Source organism: Acinetobacter sp. GQ146 (assembly GCF_059758585.1).
Genome location: NZ_JCAXDV010000004.1, coordinates 42,158 through 61,818 on the forward strand (window position 1 = coordinate 42,158; position 19,661 = coordinate 61,818).

At 41.5% G+C, this 19,661-nt stretch carries 17 protein-coding genes; 6 read left to right on the forward strand and 11 right to left on the reverse strand.

Features of this window, described 5'->3' with window-relative positions:
* Nucleotides 1–36: 36 nt before the first annotated feature.
* A complete protein-coding gene (gene znuD, locus AC6CHI_RS08200) occupies nucleotides 37–2,115 on the reverse strand; it encodes a zinc piracy TonB-dependent receptor ZnuD (protein ID WP_498120628.1) in 2,079 nt (692 codons plus the stop codon).
* A gap of 157 nt (nucleotides 2,116–2,272) precedes the next feature.
* Between znuD and AC6CHI_RS08205 the strand changes: the two genes are divergently transcribed.
* From AC6CHI_RS08205 to AC6CHI_RS08230, 6 genes are all read left to right on the forward strand, one after another.
* Complete coding sequence (locus AC6CHI_RS08205) at nucleotides 2,273–3,049, forward strand: DUF4184 family protein (protein ID WP_498120923.1); 777 nt, start codon at nucleotides 2,273–2,275, stop codon at nucleotides 3,047–3,049.
* Nucleotides 3,050–3,197: 148 nt separating this feature from the next.
* The gene (gene aspS / locus AC6CHI_RS08210; protein ID WP_458893414.1) at nucleotides 3,198–4,985 is read left to right on the forward strand and encodes an aspartate--tRNA ligase; all 1,788 of its coding nucleotides are present in this window, start codon (nucleotides 3,198–3,200) and stop codon (nucleotides 4,983–4,985) included.
* 309 nt (nucleotides 4,986–5,294) lie between these two features.
* Nucleotides 5,295–6,179 carry a lysophospholipid acyltransferase family protein gene (locus AC6CHI_RS08215; protein ID WP_498120630.1) on the forward strand — a complete coding sequence of 295 codons (885 nt, stop codon included), beginning with the start codon at nucleotides 5,295–5,297 and terminating at the stop codon, nucleotides 6,177–6,179.
* 150 nt (nucleotides 6,180–6,329) lie between these two features.
* Entirely contained in the window at nucleotides 6,330–6,545 is a 216-nt protein-coding gene (locus AC6CHI_RS08220; RefSeq protein ID WP_100240612.1) for a hypothetical protein, read from the forward strand.
* Nucleotides 6,546–6,547: 2 nt separating this feature from the next.
* Nucleotides 6,548–7,483 (forward strand): CgeB family protein, encoded by a 936-nt coding sequence (locus AC6CHI_RS08225; RefSeq protein WP_498120632.1) that lies wholly within the window; start codon nucleotides 6,548–6,550, stop codon nucleotides 7,481–7,483.
* A 38-nt stretch (nucleotides 7,484–7,521) separates the two neighbouring features.
* The gene (locus tag AC6CHI_RS08230) at nucleotides 7,522–8,541 is read left to right on the forward strand and encodes a glycosyltransferase (RefSeq protein WP_498120634.1); all 1,020 of its coding nucleotides are present in this window, start codon (nucleotides 7,522–7,524) and stop codon (nucleotides 8,539–8,541) included.
* A gap of 26 nt (nucleotides 8,542–8,567) precedes the next feature.
* Here AC6CHI_RS08230 and rfbC read toward each other — a convergent pair whose 3' ends face one another.
* From rfbC to glnE, 10 genes are all read right to left on the reverse strand, one after another.
* The gene (rfbC, locus tag AC6CHI_RS08235) at nucleotides 8,568–9,116 is read right to left on the reverse strand and encodes a dTDP-4-dehydrorhamnose 3,5-epimerase (protein ID WP_498120636.1); all 549 of its coding nucleotides are present in this window, start codon (nucleotides 9,114–9,116) and stop codon (nucleotides 8,568–8,570) included.
* Nucleotides 9,106–9,996 carry a glucose-1-phosphate thymidylyltransferase RfbA gene (gene rfbA / locus AC6CHI_RS08240; protein ID WP_498120638.1) on the reverse strand — a complete coding sequence of 297 codons (891 nt, stop codon included), beginning with the start codon at nucleotides 9,994–9,996 and terminating at the stop codon, nucleotides 9,106–9,108. The genes rfbC and rfbA overlap by 11 nt, the downstream gene beginning before the upstream one ends.
* Nucleotides 9,993–10,886, reverse strand: a complete 894-nt coding sequence (rfbD, locus tag AC6CHI_RS08245) for a dTDP-4-dehydrorhamnose reductase (RefSeq protein ID WP_498120640.1) — start codon at nucleotides 10,884–10,886, stop codon at nucleotides 9,993–9,995. The genes rfbA and rfbD overlap by 4 nt, the downstream gene beginning before the upstream one ends.
* 3 nt (nucleotides 10,887–10,889) lie before the next feature.
* Nucleotides 10,890–11,957 (reverse strand): dTDP-glucose 4,6-dehydratase, encoded by a 1,068-nt coding sequence (gene rfbB / locus AC6CHI_RS08250; protein WP_498120642.1) that lies wholly within the window; start codon nucleotides 11,955–11,957, stop codon nucleotides 10,890–10,892.
* Nucleotides 11,958–12,076: 119 nt separating this feature from the next.
* Nucleotides 12,077–13,123 carry an ELM1/GtrOC1 family putative glycosyltransferase gene (locus AC6CHI_RS08255; RefSeq protein ID WP_498120644.1) on the reverse strand — a complete coding sequence of 349 codons (1,047 nt, stop codon included), beginning with the start codon at nucleotides 13,121–13,123 and terminating at the stop codon, nucleotides 12,077–12,079.
* On the reverse strand, nucleotides 13,113–14,087 hold the full coding sequence (locus tag AC6CHI_RS08260; RefSeq protein WP_498120646.1) for a glycosyltransferase: 975 nt from the start codon (nucleotides 14,085–14,087) through the stop codon (nucleotides 13,113–13,115). Before AC6CHI_RS08260 ends, AC6CHI_RS08255 begins: the two co-directional genes overlap by 11 nt.
* A gap of 33 nt (nucleotides 14,088–14,120) precedes the next feature.
* On the reverse strand, nucleotides 14,121–14,930 hold the full coding sequence (locus AC6CHI_RS08265) for a polysaccharide deacetylase family protein (protein WP_498120648.1): 810 nt from the start codon (nucleotides 14,928–14,930) through the stop codon (nucleotides 14,121–14,123).
* Nucleotides 14,931–14,943: 13 nt separating this feature from the next.
* Nucleotides 14,944–15,834, reverse strand: coding sequence for a mitochondrial fission ELM1 family protein (locus tag AC6CHI_RS08270; protein WP_498120650.1), 891 nt, complete (start codon nucleotides 15,832–15,834; stop codon nucleotides 14,944–14,946).
* Between the two features lie 75 nt (nucleotides 15,835–15,909).
* A complete protein-coding gene (locus tag AC6CHI_RS08275; protein ID WP_498120652.1) occupies nucleotides 15,910–16,836 on the reverse strand; it encodes a branched-chain amino acid transaminase in 927 nt (308 codons plus the stop codon).
* A 20-nt stretch (nucleotides 16,837–16,856) separates the two neighbouring features.
* Nucleotides 16,857–19,616 (reverse strand): bifunctional [glutamate--ammonia ligase]-adenylyl-L-tyrosine phosphorylase/[glutamate--ammonia-ligase] adenylyltransferase, encoded by a 2,760-nt coding sequence (gene glnE / locus AC6CHI_RS08280; RefSeq protein ID WP_498120654.1) that lies wholly within the window; start codon nucleotides 19,614–19,616, stop codon nucleotides 16,857–16,859.
* Nucleotides 19,617–19,661: the final 45 nt, after the last annotated feature.

Genomic DNA, 19,661 nt, shown 5'->3' on the forward strand with positions numbered 1-19,661 from the left:
CAAGGTCTTGATTCAATTCCAAAAGCCTAATCATGCTTAGAAAGCAAATTCGAGACCTACAGTAAAATTGCGCCCCATTTGCGGGATATTGGCCAAGAAGGAAGCATGTTGATAGACCTGCTCATCCAATAGATTATTGGCTTTAAAATACACACGATAGTTGGTATCTGCGAATGCTGGCGCCGCATAAGCCACACCAAGATTGACCATGTTATAGCTGTCCGTTTCCTGCTCATAGGCGGTAATTTTGTCCTGTTTAAAGACATGATAGTACTCGGCTAAACCAGACCAGCCATCGGCAAAATCGACATCGACTTTACTGCCTAAACGACCAGCGGGTACGAGGGGTGCATTGGCATTGTCAATTTTGCCACGGACATAGTCCCCAAAGACACTGAGCTTATACAGGTCATTCAGGGCATAAGACGCTTGCGCTTCAGTCCCGTAAAACTTGGCTTTGTCTTGGGTGTAATCGACTAAGCGGAAGTTTTCGAACTGGTCTGCGGTTTGCGCATAAATATAAGAATCAAACCAGTTATGGTAGACATGCACATGATAATCAAAACGATCGGTTTCGTAGTGCAAGCCCAGCTCAAGATTATTCGACTTTTCGACATCCAGATTTTGATTGCCACGTTCATAGGTATTGGTGGCTAAGTGTTTGCCATCGGCATACAGCTCTTGCGCTAAAGGCAAACGCTCTTGATGCGATGCCACCAATGACAATTTATAGTCCGGTGCAAAGGCCCAGTTGGCTGCACCTGAAACAGAATAAGCATTGCCATCGTAGTCTTTTTTATCCGAATCAATCTCAATATTTTGATGATCGAAACGCGCTCCTAACTCGATATGCACATCCCCAAACTGCCTATGCTCAAGCGCAAAAAGACTCCATTTTTGCGTTTTGGTTGGATCAAGTAAGGATTCTTCACCGCTAATGTTCAGTTTCTGCTGATTATACTGGGTGCCCAATACCCCTTCCCAATCCGCAATCGGATTGTGTACCAATTCTAAGCGAGCATCATAACCCTGACTTTTAAATGTAGTTGCAGCCACGCCATTTTCAATCTCGTCATGCTTGTAATCGGTATAACTGGCATGCGCGCGAAGTTTTTCAAAACCGTTAAATGGATGATTCAGCTCCGTACGGAAATCATAACGTTCGGATTTTAGGTCGACCCATGGGCCTGCTTCATGTTCGTCATGCGCATGCTCATGGCCTGAGTGATCATGTTCATCCGTATGGCCATGGTTATCACCTCCATCGCAGTGCAAATGATCATCATGCGGATGGCAGCTTTCATATTCATGACTATGCCCTGGTAAACCATACTGATCCTGACGGTTGCTGTAGGAAATTCCAGTAAAACCACGATCGTGAATCCAAGATAATCCAAGATTGACCGTTTGGCCTTCGGCAAAGGTATTGTCTACACGACGTTGTTTTTCCCACTCTCCCTCATGTTCATGCCCATAGTCTGTGGCAATATAACTATTGGCTTTACGCTTCAGCCCCTCAACGCGCACGGCAACCTGATCAGAAAGCGCCACTGTTGCCCCTGCACTCGCCAGCTTTTCATCATTGCCCGAGTTATAACGAAGTCCAACTTGTCCTGTATAGCCTTTTTCGGGCATTTCGGTTGGAATCTTATTGTCTGTCACATTGACTAAACCACCCACGGTACCTGCACCATACAGCAGGGTTGAGGGTCCCCGAATAAGTTCAACTTGCTTGGCTAAAATCGGATCGACAGTCACGGCATGATCGGGCGAGAGCGTGGATACATCTGCCGTTTCAGAAGCGTGCTCTAGGACTTTGACCCGTGGTCCCTCTTGACCACGTATCACAGGACGACTCGATCCCGCACCAAACTGGTTGGAATACACCCCTAATTCACCTTCCAACGCATCGCCAATGGTTGCGCCACGCTCTGCCAATTGTTTATGCTCGACCACATGATCTGCTACAGCAAAATCTGCGGCACTTTGCACCAAAGGATGAGCTTGTAACTGAATGGTCGATAATTTTTGTGTAGATTCATCTTCCTGAGCAAATGCGGCAGGTGCGATAACTGCAAGAATTGCAAGAGAAAGTAAGTTCTTATGAAATAACATGAGTCAAACAGGATCTGGTGGAATTTATTAAATGTTATAATATAACATTACAATAATTTTGCAATAAAAAACATGCATTGTCTTGTGTCTGCTTGAAACTTGCTGTAGCTATAGATAGATCTTGACCTCAAGCAACGCACTCGCTCAATTAAAATCAATGCCATTTACTCTTTCACATGCAGTCCTTGCCCCACCATTAGCCAAGTTAAGTCGGGGACATTTACCGATTGCGGCTCTCGCCATTGGCTCAATGACCCCCGATTTAATCCGTTTGTTCACACAACACGATGGGGGAAAAACTCATTTATGGCAGGCATTGATTAATCCCAATTTATTCATTGCGCTCGGTTTTTGTCTGTTGTGGTACGCCCTATATCGTCCCGTACTGTTTCGTTTTTTCGGATTGCAGGATAGGTTGCAGTTGAACAACCTCCAGAGCCTCATCGGCTTTGTTCTTGGGATGATTCTGGCAATTTTATTGGGGATCAGCACTCATCTGATTTGGGATGGGCTGACGCATCTCGACTTTCGCACTTTTGCTTTTCATGATTTTCTGGGTCAAACCGTAACACTCTTCGGGCTAAACTTTCCCATGCATCAAGTACTTCAGATTGGTACTTCGACTGCTGCCTTACCCTTATTATTTTGGATGTGTGCACACTATTATCAACAAGTTAGACAAGTCCGAAGGGTATCCCCAAGCATTAAAGTCTATGCGTGGAGTTTGCTGGGCCTAACCCTGCTTATGGGCAGTTATTCGGCATGGGATTATGCGCGTTATTTCTCTCAAGAGCTGTGGATGTCCAACCTGTATTATTTTACAGCGCGAAGTATCAATGAATTTACCCAAGCGGCTCTCCCCTGTTTTAGTTTGGGCTGTATCTTGTTTTTATTCTTGGATTACCGAGATTATTTCCGCGCCATCCCAGACTGAAAATTTGCATCCAAATGACCTGAAATACTGAGGAATTTTGATCTAGTCCTTGTGACAAAATCCTCAACGAGGCATAATCCTCCCTTTACAGGCGGTACGCTGTTTACGTATACGCTTCCTTAACCCATATAGTTGGATTTTACACGCTATGATGCGAACTCATTACTGCGGTTCTTTAACCGAAGCTCAAATTGATGAAACCGTTACCCTCTGCGGTTGGGTACACCGTCGCCGTGACCACGGTGGTGTCATTTTCCTTGATATGCGTGACCGTGATGGTCTTGTGCAAGTGGTTATTGACCCAGATACTCCTGAAGCTTTCGCAACAGCAGATAAGGCTCGTTCTGAATTCGTATTAAAAATTACAGGCCGTGTACGCCGTCGTTATGAAGGCACTGAAAATGCCAATATGGTCAGTGGTCAAATTGAAGTGTTGGGCAAAGAAATTGAAGTTCTTGCCGCTTCTGAAACTCCACCATTCCCATTGAATGATGACAATACCAATATTTCTGAAGAAATTCGTTTGAAATACCGTTTCTTGGACATCCGTCGTCCGGAAATGCTTGATCGTTTACGTTTCCGTTCTAAGCTTACCAACTTAATTCGTAACTATTTCGAAGACAATGGTTTCCTAGACGTTGAAACCCCAATTTTAACGCGTGCGACTCCTGAAGGCGCGCGTGACTATTTAGTACCAAGCCGTGTTTCAAATGGTAGCTTCTATGCCCTTCCACAGTCACCACAGTTGTTCAAACAATTGTTGATGGTGGGTGGTATTGACCGTTACTACCAAATTGCAAAATGTTTCCGTGATGAAGACTTGCGCGCAGACCGTCAGCCTGAATTCACCCAAATCGACGTTGAAACATCGTTCATGAGTGACGATGACATCATGGATTTAATGGAAACGTTGACGGTTAAGATGTTCAAAGAACTTCTAAACGTGAACTTCGATAAATTCCCACGCATGACTTATGCAGATGCCATGCGTGACTATGCATCGGACAAACCAGACTTACGTATTCCTTTGAAATTGGTTGACGTTGCTGACCTTATGCAAGACGTTGAGTTCAAAGTATTTGCAGGTCCAGCGAAAGATCCGAAAGGCCGTATTGTTGCTTTACGTGTGCCAGGCGCAGGTTCTTTACCACGTAGCCAAATTGACGAATACACCAAATTTGTTGGCATCTATGGTGCAAAAGGTTTGGCTTACATCAAAGTCAACGAGCTTGAAAAAGGCATCGAAGGTTTACAATCTCCAATCGTGAAGTTTATCGAGCCAATCGTACTTGATCTCTTGCAACGTGTTGGTGCTGAAAATGGCGACATCGTGTTCTTTGGTGCAGACAAAGCCAAAGTTGTGAACGATGCCATGGGCGCTTTGCGTATTAAAGTCGGTCATGACTTGAAGATGTCAACGTGCGAATGGGCGCCACTTTGGGTGGTTGACTTCCCAATGTTTGAAGAAACCGATGATGGCAAATGGACTTCTGTTCACCACCCATTCACGCTACCGAAATCTAGCGTTGAAGACGTGAAGAACAACCCAGGTGCTGCACTTTCTGTCGCATATGACATGGTGTTAAACGGGACTGAAATTGGTGGTGGTTCACTGCGTATTCATAACCTAGAAATGCAAAAAGCAATCTTTGAAGCTTTAGGCATTGGTGAAGAAGAAGCTGAAGAAAAATTCAGTTTCTTACTCAATGCATTACGTTACGGTGCTCCTCCACACGGTGGTTTAGCATTTGGTCTTGACCGTTTAGTTATGCTCATGACAGGTGGTGCATCAATTCGTGATGTGATTGCATTCCCGAAAACCAAGACTGCTGAATGTCCATTAACGCAAGCACCAGCACCCGTTGAAGCGAACCAATTGCGTGATTTAGGTATTCGCCTACGTGAAAAACCTAAAGCTGAAGCCAAAGAAGCTTAAGCCTTAATTTTCAAATAAACCCTGTCTCGTGCAGGGTTTATTTATTTTTGAATCAAGAATTTTTTCTGAACATTGTATTTTTACAGATCATTGCCATTTTTCTTTTGAACTTTTTCTCAATCACGCTTAGAGTAAAGCCCAATAGTCGATATGCTGCTGCGACGGTTCTTGCCCTAATTCCACTATTCAAAACTTTATTTTGTTCTTAAGACGCTCATCTTTTTTTGATTATATCGATCGTAGATTTATCAGTTTCTTTACAAAATTTTCTCCCACCCTTTCTTGTAAAAAAGATTCTTGAGTCAAAATATGGCTATCTATTTCCTGCTTAAATGTATTGCGATTTTACCGTTATCCTTTTTACAAAAAATTGCGAGTTGGGCGGCTTTTTTTCTATTTCATACGCATTCAAATATTAAGCGAATCACATCCATCAATCTTCAATTGGCCTATCCAGAATTAGATGAAATAGCACTGCAACAACGGATTCGTCTCAGCATTCGAAGTCAATGTCTCACCTATATCGAGTTTGTAAAATGTTGGGGAATGCCGCCTCAATACAGCCTAGATTTACTCAAAAATATTCATGGTGCAGAGCGGTTAGAAGATGCCTTAGCAAACCAAAAAGGTGTGATTGTGGTGATCCCCCATTTTGGCTGTTGGGAGTTACTCAATGCATGGTTGAATGTCTATACCCAACCCATGATCATGTATAAACCAGACAAAATAAAAGGGGTGAATCGCTATATTTTAAATGCCCGCCAGAAATTTAATGCCACCTTGGTTCCAACAGATGAAACTGGAATACGTCAAATTTTTAGACATTTAAAGCAAGGCGGTCTGACAGTGGTTTTGCCAGATCATTTACCTAAAGCTTCTGGCGGAATTTATTCGCATTTTTTCCAACAAAATACCCTATCAACAACATTGGTTTCGAAAATGGCGGCCAAGACCCAATGCAATGTCATTGGTTTAAGCTGTATCCGTAATCCTGAATTATCAAGTTTTGATGTACATTGCATCGATTTACCCACAAGCATTCAGTCTAGTGACTTGCAGCAATCTGTAGACAGCTTAAATCTGGCAATGCAAGAAATGATCCATCTCGCACCAGAGCAGTATATCTGGTCATATAAACGCTTCAGAAATTGTTATGGCAATGTGAATGTTTACTGCAAACACCCGAGCAGCTGACTTTTTGTAAGAATGTGCGGATTATCAAAATAAAAGCCCCAATTTATGTAAATTTGTACGGCATTGAGCTGATTGCTTTTATTCATTTGAGATCAATTCTGAGCAGTGGCATAATAGCCGCTGTTTTTATGATGATAGATGATCAAGCTTATGGCTATGCGTCCTGAAGTCCGCCGTCGTGGTCTAGTGGTAATTGTGTTTGCAATCGTCCAGTGGTTATTCATGCGCTATATTCTTGCCAACGGATTATTTAATTTAGACACTTCTGACCGCATCCTCTATTTCTGTGTGAGTAGTTTGGGCGGTGCCTTTGCGATTTTTGTCGGCTTGATTTATATGGTATTGAAGGGTAATCCGGATCGTTAATCATGTCTGATCATAAAATCCTTGTAATTGGAAAACGTGGTGGTATTCTGCAATGGTATGAGAATCTTTTGGCCATTAAAAATTCTAATACATCTTTACAAATCCAAGGATTTGCACTTAATCATAATAACTCTACAGAACGTTTTTTAAAGAAAATTCTGCCCAATAAAGAGCATTATACTGCCAATCTATTACGCAAAAAAATTCAAGAATTTCAGCCCGATCTGATTTTAATCGCTGATTTATTTTACTTTAATGACTCTTTATTACAGGTTTTTTCTGAATATTCTGGCAAAATCGCACACTGGATCGGTGATTTTTTTGACCAAAGACTCATCAAATCCCAAAATCTTATTGATCTATACTGCTTTACTGACTCAAGTTTCCTTGAGGATGCGGAAAAATTAGGACTTACAAAAACAACCTATCTGCCGCTCGCATTTAATCCTGACATTTTCTTTAATGATGAGACTGAACAGAATAATCGATTATTATTTGTAGGTGCTTGGTCTCCAGATCGTCAACAATTACTTGAGCAAATTCCATTACCCATGACAATATATGGTAAAGGTTGGGATAAGCTGAGTAAGCCGGACAGTGCCATTTACCCACATAATATTAGTTTAGCTAAAGTTGCTGATTTATATCGACAACATCGATATGTACTAAATGTCATTAATAAAACCAATATCCGCCAAGGTATGAATATGCGTTGCTTTGAAGCTCCAGCATGCGGATCTATTCTTGTCAGTGAGTATGTTAAAGACCTTGAGTTCGTGTTTGATATTCAAACTGAGATTATTTGTTTTACAAAACCCTCAGATTTACAATTCAAACTTAATGACACTTTAATGAATCCAATAAGTGCTATGTGTAAGGTTCAACAAGGTCATACTTATAAAAATCGCTTAGAAACGATAATTGATCTCTTACTCTAGTAATTCATTCCACTTTAAAATATAAGGTTTATCCCTCCGTGTTTGTGAGCGTTATTGTCCCAAGTTATAATCATGCACAATATTTAGAAGAAAGAATTGAAAGTATTCTGAATCAAACGTATGCAGATTTTGAGCTGATCCTTTTAGATGATGTATCTCCCGACAATAGTGCTGAAATATTGCATAAATATAAAAATCATCCAAAAGTTTCGCATTGCATTATTAATGAAGAAAATTCTGGTTCAACCTTTTATCAGTGGAATAAAGGCATGAGTCTTGCCAAAGGCGAATTAATTTGGATTGCAGAATCTGATGATGTCGCTGATGCTACTTTTTTAGAAAAACTGGTTTCTCATTTCATTCACAACCCAGAACTGGTGTTGGCCTATAGCCAATCACATCGCATGAATTCAGAAGGTAAAGTTACTGGTTCTTGGAAGGATTTTACCGATGCGACTGACCCAGTCTTATTTGCTCAAGATTTTGAAATGTCTGGTCTTGAATATATTGAGCGCTTTTTAAATACACAAAATACCGTACCGAATGCTAGTGGTGTAATATTCAGAAAAAAAACCTATCTCGATGTTGGCGGTGCAAACCCAAGTTTAAGGTTTATTGGTGATTGGGAAATCTGGGCTAAAATTATCTCTCAAGGAGATATTTTCTACACTGCTGAGTGTTTAAACTATTTCCGCTATCATGATACCAGTGTGATTGCACAAGCTAAAAAGAAAAAGGATCACTTTGAAGTACGTCGGCAAGTCATTCTCTTCAGGGAGAGTATGAATACTTTTTTAGATAATTATAGAAAGACACAGCCCTTAGCCAATACAGTCTATTTGAAAAATAAAAAGGCATTATCCAAAGAGTTACGTAAGAATGCTTCTTTAGCGATACGACGTCGCTATTATGATCGGATTATTCCAACAACGCTAAATGCGATTCGTACACTCCATTTTTATGTTTTACCCTTTTATCTTCTAAAGTTATTTATACAATTAATTTTATCTGTATTTCTAGTTGCACCCTACAAAAGTATATTTAATAAGCCTAACTAAAAGAGGAGCATTAGCTCCTCTTTTTTTTATTTAAATGGACTGGCCTGAATATCCTTATCACTGACTAAAACCTCTTCAATTTCATGTAAAGGCCATTCAATTGCAAGCGTCGGGTCATTCCAAATAATTGCACCTTCACTTTCTTTATGATAATAATTGGTGGTTTTATAAAGAAACTGGGTATTGTCTTCCAAAGCTAAAAAGCCATGAGCAAAACCTTCCGGAATCCAGAATATTGTTTTATTTTCAGCGCTTAATTCCACACCGACCCATTGACCATAAGTATCCGATTCAGGACGTATATCGACTGCAACATCCCAAGCCCGTCCTTGTACTACACGAACTAATTTACCTTGCCCATAAGGGGCATTCTGATAATGTAAGCCACGTAACACGCCTTTTTGGGATAGAGAATGATTATCTTGCACAAATACAGGCACAGGCTGCTTCAATTGCTCTAGTGCTTGTGCAAATCGTTGCTGATTAAAACTTTCCATAAACCAGCCACGGTCATCACCAAAAACATTCGGCTGAAGAATGAGTAAACCTTCAATTTTCGTGGTTTCAACCTGCATTTGCTTCTTCCCAAATCTTTTTCAAATATTGACCATATTCAGTTTTTTGTAATGCTGTTGCGCTCTCCAAGAGTTGTTCAGCACTAATCCAGCCTTGATGAAAACCAATTTCTTCTAAGCATGCAACCTTTAATGATTGGCGCTTTTCAATAGTATAAATAAAGTGACCTGCTTCGAGTAAAGACTCGTGCGTACCCGTATCTAACCAAGCAAAACCACGCCCTAAAAGTTCAACATTCAACGAACCATCTTTGAGGTAAGCATTATTAATATCTGTAATTTCTAGCTCACCACGTGCCGAAGGTTTTACTTGCTTGGCAAACTCAACCACTCTGTTGTCATAGAAATACAACCCCGTTACAGCATACGGTGATTTGGGTTTCAATGGCTTTTCTTCAATACTTAAAACCTTACCTGTAGTATCAAACTCAACCACACCAAATCGCTCAGGATCTGTTACATGGTAACCAAACACAGTTGCACCCTGCTCTCGTGCACTTGCTGCTTCTAATTGCTTACCAAAACTTTGACCATAATAAATATTATCGCCCAAGATTAAGCAAACATTGTCTTGACCAATAAATTCTTCACCAATCAGAAATGCCTGAGCAAGACCATCCGGAGATGGTTGAACCTTATAGCTCAACTCAATACCAAATTGAGAACCATCCCCAAGTAATTTTTGATATTGAGGTAAATCTTCTGGAGTCGAAATCAATAAAATTTCACGGATGCCTGCCAGCATTAAAACCGAAAGTGGATAATAAACCATTGGTTTATCATAAATCGGTAAAAGTTGCTTAGACACCCCTTTAGTAATTGGATGCAAACGGGTACCTGAACCACCCGCCAGAATAATACCTTTACGTTTTAAGCTCATTTATTGATTAGCTCCGCTAATGTTCGTTCTACACCTTCTTGCCACTGTGGAAGGATAAGTTCGAAAGTGGTTTGTAATTTTGCATTATGCAATCGAGAATTATGAGGGCGAGCAGCTGGTGTCGGATATGCTGATGTAGCAATCGGATTGACTTTTTCAACTTGCAAAGATTGCCCTAATATACGTGCTTGTTTGAAAATAAAACTCGCATAATCAAACCAAGTGGTCTCACCACTTGCAACCAAATGATAGATGCCTGCTTTTTGCTGATTTGCTAAGACTTGAGGTATGGCATGTGCGGTAATATCTGCAATTAATTCAGCAGAAGTTGGTGCCCCAATCTGATCATTAATAATGGAAAGCTCTTCTCTTTGCTGCGCCAAATTGAGCATCGTTTTCAAAAAGTTTTTACCTTTTGCAGCATACACCCAAGATGTCCTAAAAATTAGATGAGCACAGCCACTATCAATAATTGCTTGTTCGCCCAAGGCCTTGGTTTTACCATAAATATTTAATGGCGAAACCTGATCAGCTTCTAAAAAAGGCTGATCACCTTGACCTGAAAACACATAATCTGTCGAATAATGCACCAATAAAATTTGCTGTTTTTGGCAAACTTCAGCAAGAACTTTTACGGCTTGATGATTAATTAAATCTGCTAATTCTGGCTCTGATTCTGCTAAATCGACAGCAGTATAAGCGCTAGCATTTACCACGACATCAGGCTTGATTTTTAAAATCGTGGCATGAATTGCTTCTGGTTGAGACATATCTCCAGAATAATCTTCAATCCCTGCTCGATCTAATGCAATGACTTCCGCCAAGGGAGCTAATGCACGTTGCAACTCCCAGCCAACTTGACCATTTTTTCCAAGTAATAATATCTTCATCACTTATCCTTGGTATTGCGTGCTTAGCCAAGATTGATATTCACCACTTTGAACATGACTCACCCAATCGGTATGAGTCAAATACCATTCAACCGTTTTTCTCAAACCTGTTTCAAATGACTCTTGGGGCACCCAACCAAGATCGGCTTTAATTTTCGAAGCATCAATTGCATAACGAACATCATGACCTGGGCGATCTTTTACATAGGTGATTAAGTCTTGATAATGCTGAATTCCTTCAGGTTTATTAGGTGCTAATTCTTCGAGTAATTGACAGATTGTATGGACAACTTCAATATTGGCTTTTTCATTATGACCACCAATATTATAAGTTTCTCCAACTTTACCCTGCGTGGCCACGATATATAATGCGCGTGCATGATCTTCTACAAAGAGCCAATCACGGATTTGCTGACCATTGCCATAAACAGGTAATGCTTTACCTTGCAAGGCATTCAAAATCATTAAAGGAATGAGTTTTTCTGGAAAATGGAAAGGTCCATAATTGTTAGAACAGTTTGTTACAACAACAGGCAAACCATAAGTACGATTCCAAGCACGAACGAGATGATCAGAGCTGGCTTTACTTGCTGAATAAGGTGAACTTGGTGAATATGAAGTCGTTTCTGTAAATAAATCAGTCGTGCCTTCTAAGTCACCATAAACTTCATCTGTCGAGATATGATGAAAACGGAATGCCGCTTGTTGATCAGCAGTGAGTGTATTCCAATAATAGCGGCTCGCTTCCAATAATTGATATGTACCAATTATATTGGTTTCAATAAATGCATAAGGCCCTGAAATTGAACGGTCTACATGTGATTCTGCAGCCAAATGCATGACCACATCAGGTTGGAATTCTATGAATAATTGATCTAATGCCGCTCGATTACAAATATCAGTTTGGGAAAAGTGATATCGCGCATTTTCAGCAACAGAAATTAACGACTCTAAATTACCCGCATAAGTTAATTTATCTACATTTAAAACTTCATGTTGAGTGTTTTGAATAATATGACGAATAACCGCCGAACCAATAAAACCAGCACCGCCAGTAACTAAGAATTTCATAATGAATTATTTGACTCCACATTCTTAGTGGGAAATTTTATCATTTATTTAAGGCTAAATTTAATGATTCAATTGTGAATTGGGGGAATATCTTTAGCAAATTAAAAAAAGAACTAGATTCATAGACATCTTTGCAAATTTTGTTCCATTTTTTTGGCAAGTGCCTGAGAATGATTTTTAGGTGTCAACATTGGCATTATATTTTGCAAATTTACTGCATCAGATATTTGATATAAATACAGCCATCGCTGTTGTGCTAGAAAGTGCAACTGATGCTGAATCTGAACATCATTCATGCCACTTTCATTACAAAGTATAACTAAAGGCCGACCAGACATAACCACTTCCGCGACCATTGAGGTCGAGTCTGCACTCGATAAGACCCAATCTGCTGCAACAATATAATCTTTAATGTCACACTGTTGACCTTGAGCAACCCAAGTGATCTGATCTGTATTTTTGAACAGATGCTTTTGTTCACAATATTCTGTCAGCGCTTGTTCAAACTCGATTGGTGTTCTACGTGAAGTTGTTACAAGTAATCGAGCATCTGGATATTCACTACGAATTTTATGTAAAGTGGTGCCCCATGCGTGCGCAGAACCTATGCTAACTGTTTTGGTATCTGCTCCAATCAATACGGCGATAACTTGATCCGAAGAATTCAAACCCAAATTACTTCGCGCCTGCAGTTGAGTTAAAGGCAGAGCACACATCTTATTCGGTGCAATTGGATAATACAGATAATGCTCAAGCGCTGCCTGAGCTGCATGAATGGTAAATACAACATCAAAATAAGTGGCTTTAATGCCTCGTAAGGAACTGGCAACAATATTTTTGACATCGCCATGTTTGAGCAACTCTTTTTTTAGTAAGGCATTCGCCAATAAGGTATTACCACCTGCAGAGACAATATAAGCCACCTTGTATTGTCTGATTTTCTCTAGTTGATGTTGATCAACAAAATAAGATAAGCTGCGACTTGTTAACAGTGGCAGGAACCATTTAAGTAAGCGATATTGCCATTTATTAGGTATTGTGAGATGAATCCACTCGACTTGATATGCCTGCTGCTGATTTAACAACTGTACAATGCCTTGGGTCTGGGTTTCATGACCAGCCTTGCTATCAGTTAAGGCTAAAATCACAGGCTTATTACTTTGCATCTAAGACCTCTTGATAGATCTTTTCTATATTTTTAAGCATGCCATCAAGCACCAATTCCTGTTCAGCAAACTTAAACACTGCTTGGAAATCTTGCTGTAAATGTACTAGATTATCTAATGAATACCTTATCAATTGATTCAAGGCCATAGGGTCATTGGCAGGACATAAATATTGTTTGGGTAGAACCATAGTCATAGCACCTACTGCAGTTGATACCATCGGTATTTTGCACAACAAGGCTTCGATCATCGTATAAGGGCATCCTTCATAATGTGAGGACATGACATATAAAGATGCTTGTTGCATGAGCTCAGGAATATCCAATCTAAAACCTAACAATTTCACAGATTGTTCCAAATTCGATTCTCGAATTAAATGCTGTAATTTTTCTTGTTCAAAGCCATCACCGACAATCCAAAGCTCAGCATTTTTTATACCTTTCCAAGCTTCAATTAAGACATCAAAGCCCTTCACTGGAACAAGTCGCCCCACTGCAAGAACAACAGGTGGATCATTTTTTGTTATTTGTGGATTTAAGATAGGTGGTTCAATCCCATTTAACACCACATGCTTATGTGGATGCTCCAATACTTCTGCCGCGTTTGGACTCACAGCAATGACTGCATCAAAACGTTTAAACATTTTGGTATTTTTTTTACGACTATGAAGCGTTGCAACACTTTTGAGCTTTAAGAAAGGTAAAAGTAGCCCCACCATGGCCGCAGCTTTATTGCCATGTATATGAATAAGTTCCGGATTGATATTTTTTAATACCCTATAAAGTTGGTAAAGCACAGCAATATTCCTGCGACTTTTACTCAAATCGACTGCGACAAAATTGACCTTTAAGCGCTCCCGATATTTTTCATGGGCTACCACCGTTACATCATGACCACGATGCTGAAGACCATGTGCCAACTCAACCACATGCTTTTCTAAACCGCCTTCTTCATCACCTGCCATGACCATACAAATGTGCATTATCTTTTCTCTCTTTTATAGCCCACGCTGACCCAATTTAAGTCTTAACTTCACTGCAAATAGTGAATCCTTGCCACTAATTTTAATACGTTGTAACTGCATAAAATCTGGTTGTACAGTATCAATCCCTTCTATGGTCGTGACTGCATTTTCATAGCCTGCCTGCTTGGCAAGTTCAACATCACGCGCTGAATAAATACCAAAGGGATAAGCAAAACTGGTGACAGGTTGCTGAATTAGCTGCTCAAGCTGCTGCTTAGATGCAGTTAATTCCTCTAGGCATTGTGCAGCATCCAGTTTATCTAAATTGGCATGGGTCATGGTATGCGAACCAATTTCCACTAAACCGCTGTTCGCTAAGAATTGCACCTGTTCATCATTTAACTTCGGCTCACGAGCTAATTCACCACTATTATGATGCGCCTTTTTATAAGTTGACCAATCGCGATCATGGCGATCAACGACCACATAAATCGTGGCTTTGGCTTGATACTTTTGCAAAATTGGATAAGCATTTTCAAGATTATCCAAATAGCCATCATCAAAGGTAATTGCAACGGTCTTTTCAGGATGATGCCCCCAGTTGGCTTGTAATTCCTGCATGGTGACAAAATGAAAACCTTGAGCTTTCATCCAAGCTACCTGTTGCTCGAATTGAGCAGGTGTAACTCGCAGTTTATTGAATTTTGCCCCGTCAATATGTTCACGCACCATGTGATACATGAGGACACGTGGTCGTTTCCAGTCTACTGCAGGTTTCCACCAGGCAAACTTAGAACTCAACACTACAACAATCACAAATATGGCAAGAACAAAATAAATCACAGGCAATTTCTGCTTAATGGGCCAACAGATATGTTGCCACACGCTCTGCTTCTTTAAAAGTATTCGGTTGTGGCAACTGTAGGATGTGATCACTTTCTGCGATCACAGCATTTCTCAAAAGCTGATCTATCGAAGTCGTGATACGATCCTGCTGGATTCGATCCATACTAACCACCCCGACTCGACAGCCAGCCGTCAGTGCCTCATAAATCATCGAAACACTGTCTTCAGTGACCCAAACGGCTTCCGCTTTCTGCATTTCTTCAAAAATCCAGCCTTGCGGGGTATGCTCTACAGGGAAAAAATGTACATTCGGTAAAAAAGGATGAGCATTAAGTCGGGCTACAAATGCTTCAGGAGTTCTTCGTGAAGTGGTAATCACAATTTCACTATCCAAATGTTGCGCGACGATCTGTTGAATTGCAGAAAAAACTTTTTCTTCATTCCACTGATGACGTTTGGATGAACCGCCCAACGCAATTAAAATTCGTCCGGTTTGATGTCGCTGCTCATTCACAATCGGATTCAATGCACCCTGCGTTACAATCACGCGATCCGAAGCCTGCACGCCATCATGTTCGGGAATGACACTATAATCAAACCACGCACTTGGAAAATTCGGCTTCATTAAAATTACGGTCTTGGCTGAGGCATAAATTTTCCCCAGTAACAACACCCGTAAATGAGTATGACTACCCACACCCAAAATAAAATCAGGTGCAGTCTGTAATTGTGGAATCGATCCACGAAAGAGACCTGCAATGAGCGGCAATATTGCTAAATCATTGATGGAGATTTCTTCAAAACTGACGGTTTCTGTAGATTGTCTTTGCATGGCCTTAAATAAGCCGAGGGCTTGAGAGCGATGCCCTGCTTTTCCATCACTGACATAGACAATATGCATAAACGACAACCATATTAAAAACTCAAAGAAAAAAGGCGAAACCGAAGTCTCGCCTTTTGATCTTAACCGATCAACTTAGTTTACGTAAGTCAACCAGTGTGCATATTTGTCGTTACGACCTTGAACAGCATCAAAATAAGTCTTTTGAATTTCAGTAGTGATTGGACCACGTGAACCGCAACCAATTTGACGATCATCATACTCACGAATCGGTGTCACTTCAGCAGCCGTACCTGTGAAGAACGCTTCATCGGCAATGTAGAATTCATCACGCGTAATACGGCGTTCTACTACGTCATAACCCAAGTCTTTGGCAATGGTAATCACGGTTTGACGGGTAATGCCGTCTAATGCCCCACCTGCAATATCAGGGGTATGTAAAACGCCATCTTTGACTAAGAATACGTTTTCACCAGAACCTTGACATACATAGCCTTGTGGATCCATAAGCATCGCTTCATCGTAACCTGAATGCGCCACTTCTTGGTGAGCAAGAATCGACAAAGTGTAGTTACCTGATGCTTTTGCTTTACACATGGTCACGTTTGGATGGTGATGGGTAAACGATGAAGTTTTTACGCGGATGCCTTTCGCCATCGCTTCTTCACCTAAATATGCACCCCAACCCCAAGCAGCTACAGCAGCATGAATGGTGTTATTGGTTGCTGCAATACCGAGTCTTTCCGAACCAATCCAGATTAAAGGACGTAAATAGCATGATGCTAATTTATTTTCACGAACCACATCAATTTGAGCTTGTTCTAGCGTTGCTTGATCAAATGGAACTTTCATTTGATAAATTTTTGCAGAATTAAGCAAACGCTTTGTGTGGTCTTGTAAACGGAAAATCGCTGTACCTTTTGGTGTTTCGTAAGCACGTACACCTTCAAAGACACCCATACTGTAGTGCAAAGTATGCGTTAAAACGTGAACTTTCGCTTCGCGCCAGTCAACCAATTGTCCATCTTGCCAAATAAAACCATCACGATCAGCCAAATTCATGGCACACACTCCAAATTTTTTTATACACAGTCATTTTTATCCAACACTGCCGTGGCGGTTGGATCTATTAATCTTTGCCATAACTTGCAAACGATCACGCGGGTATCGTGCCAGTCCGCAGCATTTACTTGCATGGATTGGTTCGCAAGCGCTAAACGGTGGCTCTCGGCTCGTTCACTGAGATAAGCTTGAATCAATGCTGTTGCATCGTCACTGGATAAGCAACCTGCTTTTGCAGCGTCTTCAAGGATTCGTACATTGTCGGAGTAATGGGCGAGATCCGGATTCGACCCACTCCAGGCTAACACAGCATACTGTGCCATAAATTCAATATCAACGATACCACCTGCATCCTGTTTTAAATGAAAAATTCCATCTTTTTGCTGTTCCTTGGATGAGCCCAAATGGTCTTTCATTTTCTGACGCATTTTAAGCACTTCTTCGCGGACATTTTCTTCAGCTCTAGGCAAAGTTAAAATGCGGCAACGTAATTGCTCAAACTTATCTCTTAAGCTTTGTTCTCCCGCGATGGAACGCGCACGCACCAGCGCTTGATGCTCCCATAACCAAGCATTTTTCAGTTGATACTGTTCAAAAGCCTTCAAGCTGGTCACCAGCACACCCGCCTCACCAGAAGGACGCAATCGAGTATCAATTTCATAGACACGACCATCTAAAGTCTGCGTGGTCATGAGTGAAATAAATTTTTGGGCCACGCGCATGGCAAATTCAAAGCCACTGATGGATTTTGGGCCATCGGTATCGGCTTGCTCATCCATATAATGAATAAACACCAGATCCAAATCTGAACCATATCCCAGCTCAATCCCACCGACTTTGCCATACCCCACCACAGCAAAAGCGGTATGGTCAATGGCGCAGCGCTGCCCTTCAATGTCAAGCGGGAAACCATGTCGTTTAGCCACCATCTGATAGGCCATATTCAGGGTGGCATTCACCGACACTTCCGCAATATCCGTCAAGGCATCCGACACTTTCATCAATGGGCTTTCCGCCAAGACATCGCTGGCAGCCACTGCCAACACATTCGATTTTTTAAATAGGCGTAAGACCCGCATTAAATCTTCAACGTCATCCAGCTCAATGCGCAGCAATTGCTGACGTAATGAATCCTGTAAATCCTGACGGCGTGGCAGTTCAAAATCCATGGACAAGAACTCATCCAACAAGACTGGATAATGCGTCAATTCTTCACAAATCCATGGGCTGACAGTGGCCATTTTGACTAACCGCTGCAAAGCGCCTTTACTTTCAATCAGCATCACCAGATAGACCGTACGACGCATGACCGATTCAACCAAGGGCATCAAACGCAATAGCGCGGTTTGCGGCTTATCGGACTCTAAAATGGCTTCAATCAAATGCGGCCAGAACATTTTTAAACGCTGTACCGCTTTGGCTGGCAGTTTTTTTAAAGCATTGCCATGCCAAAACTCATGCACCAGATTTTTGGCATCCTCATCCAGTACCGCTTGTAAGCGCTGTTCTAATTGACCAAAACTTTCGAGCAATGGGTCTGGTTCTTTTTCTTTAATCAGATGTTCAAACTGATAAATGACTTTGGCACGCTTTTGATTCAGCACCTCAAGAAATGCCACCCAACTCGGATAACCCAAGGTATCAATCATCCGTTGGCGCAATTCGGGTTCACTCGGTAGTGATTGAGTTTGCTGATCATTTAAGGCCTGAATGGCATGTTCAATCCGGCGAAGAAATAAATAGGCATCTTCCAGCTCTAGCACCACTTGCGGATCCAATAATCCCACTTCTCCCAAATGATGCAAACTGACTAAGCATTGACGATCTTGCAACTCGAGTTTGGACCCCCCGTAAATGAGCTGAAACACCTGCACAATAAATTCGACTTCGCGAATCCCGCCAGCACCCAACTTAATATCATCTTCAATATTACGTCGCGCCACCTCGCGTTCAATCATGGCTTTCATTTCACGCATGGCTTCAAAGGCGGTGTAGTCCACATAACGGCGGAATACAAATGGACGGGTCATGGCCAGCAGCTCATCCCCTTCCTTACCGCCCGTGACAATGCGTGCCTTAATCCAAGCGTAACGCTCCCACTCTCGTCCATGCTGGCTCAAATATTTTTCTAATGCCACATGGCTGATCGCCAAGGCTGAGCCATCCCCCCATGGACGCAAGCGCATGTCGACGCGAAACACAAAACCATCCGCGGTGATGTGATCCAGCAGGTAAATCAGTTTTTGTCCCCAAAGCACGCAAAACTGCTGCACATCGATACATTTACGCCCATTGGTTTCTCCTTGCTCGTCAAAGGCAAAGATCAGGTCAATATCACTCGACAGATTTAACTCTTGCGCACCATGTTTCCCCATCGCGATGACGATCAGGTCTTGCACTTTCCCGTTATAACCGATGGGCTCACCATGTTTGGCCACCAAAGGCACGCGAGCAAAGGCTTTAGCCGCGCAAACCATAGCATCAGCAAAATCAGACAGCTCCCGGGTCAAGGTCACCACATCGGTGAGTTGATTGGCATCTTGCCAAATCCAGCGAAACATTAAGCGTGCACGTAAAATACGGCTAAGACGCAACCATGTACTTTCATCAGTAACGCTTTGCAATTCGTGTTCAACTTGTGCATAGATTTGCGCGGTACTTAAGGAGGAGTGAAACTGATCAACAGCATAATCTTGTTCTAATAATATGGGATGAATGGCTAAGATTTGTTCTGCATATTGGCTGGCACACAAGGTTTTTTGCAATTGTTCAGCGTTCATCAAAAGCTGCGCTCCTTATTCTGGTAAATGCCTGATCAGCTGATC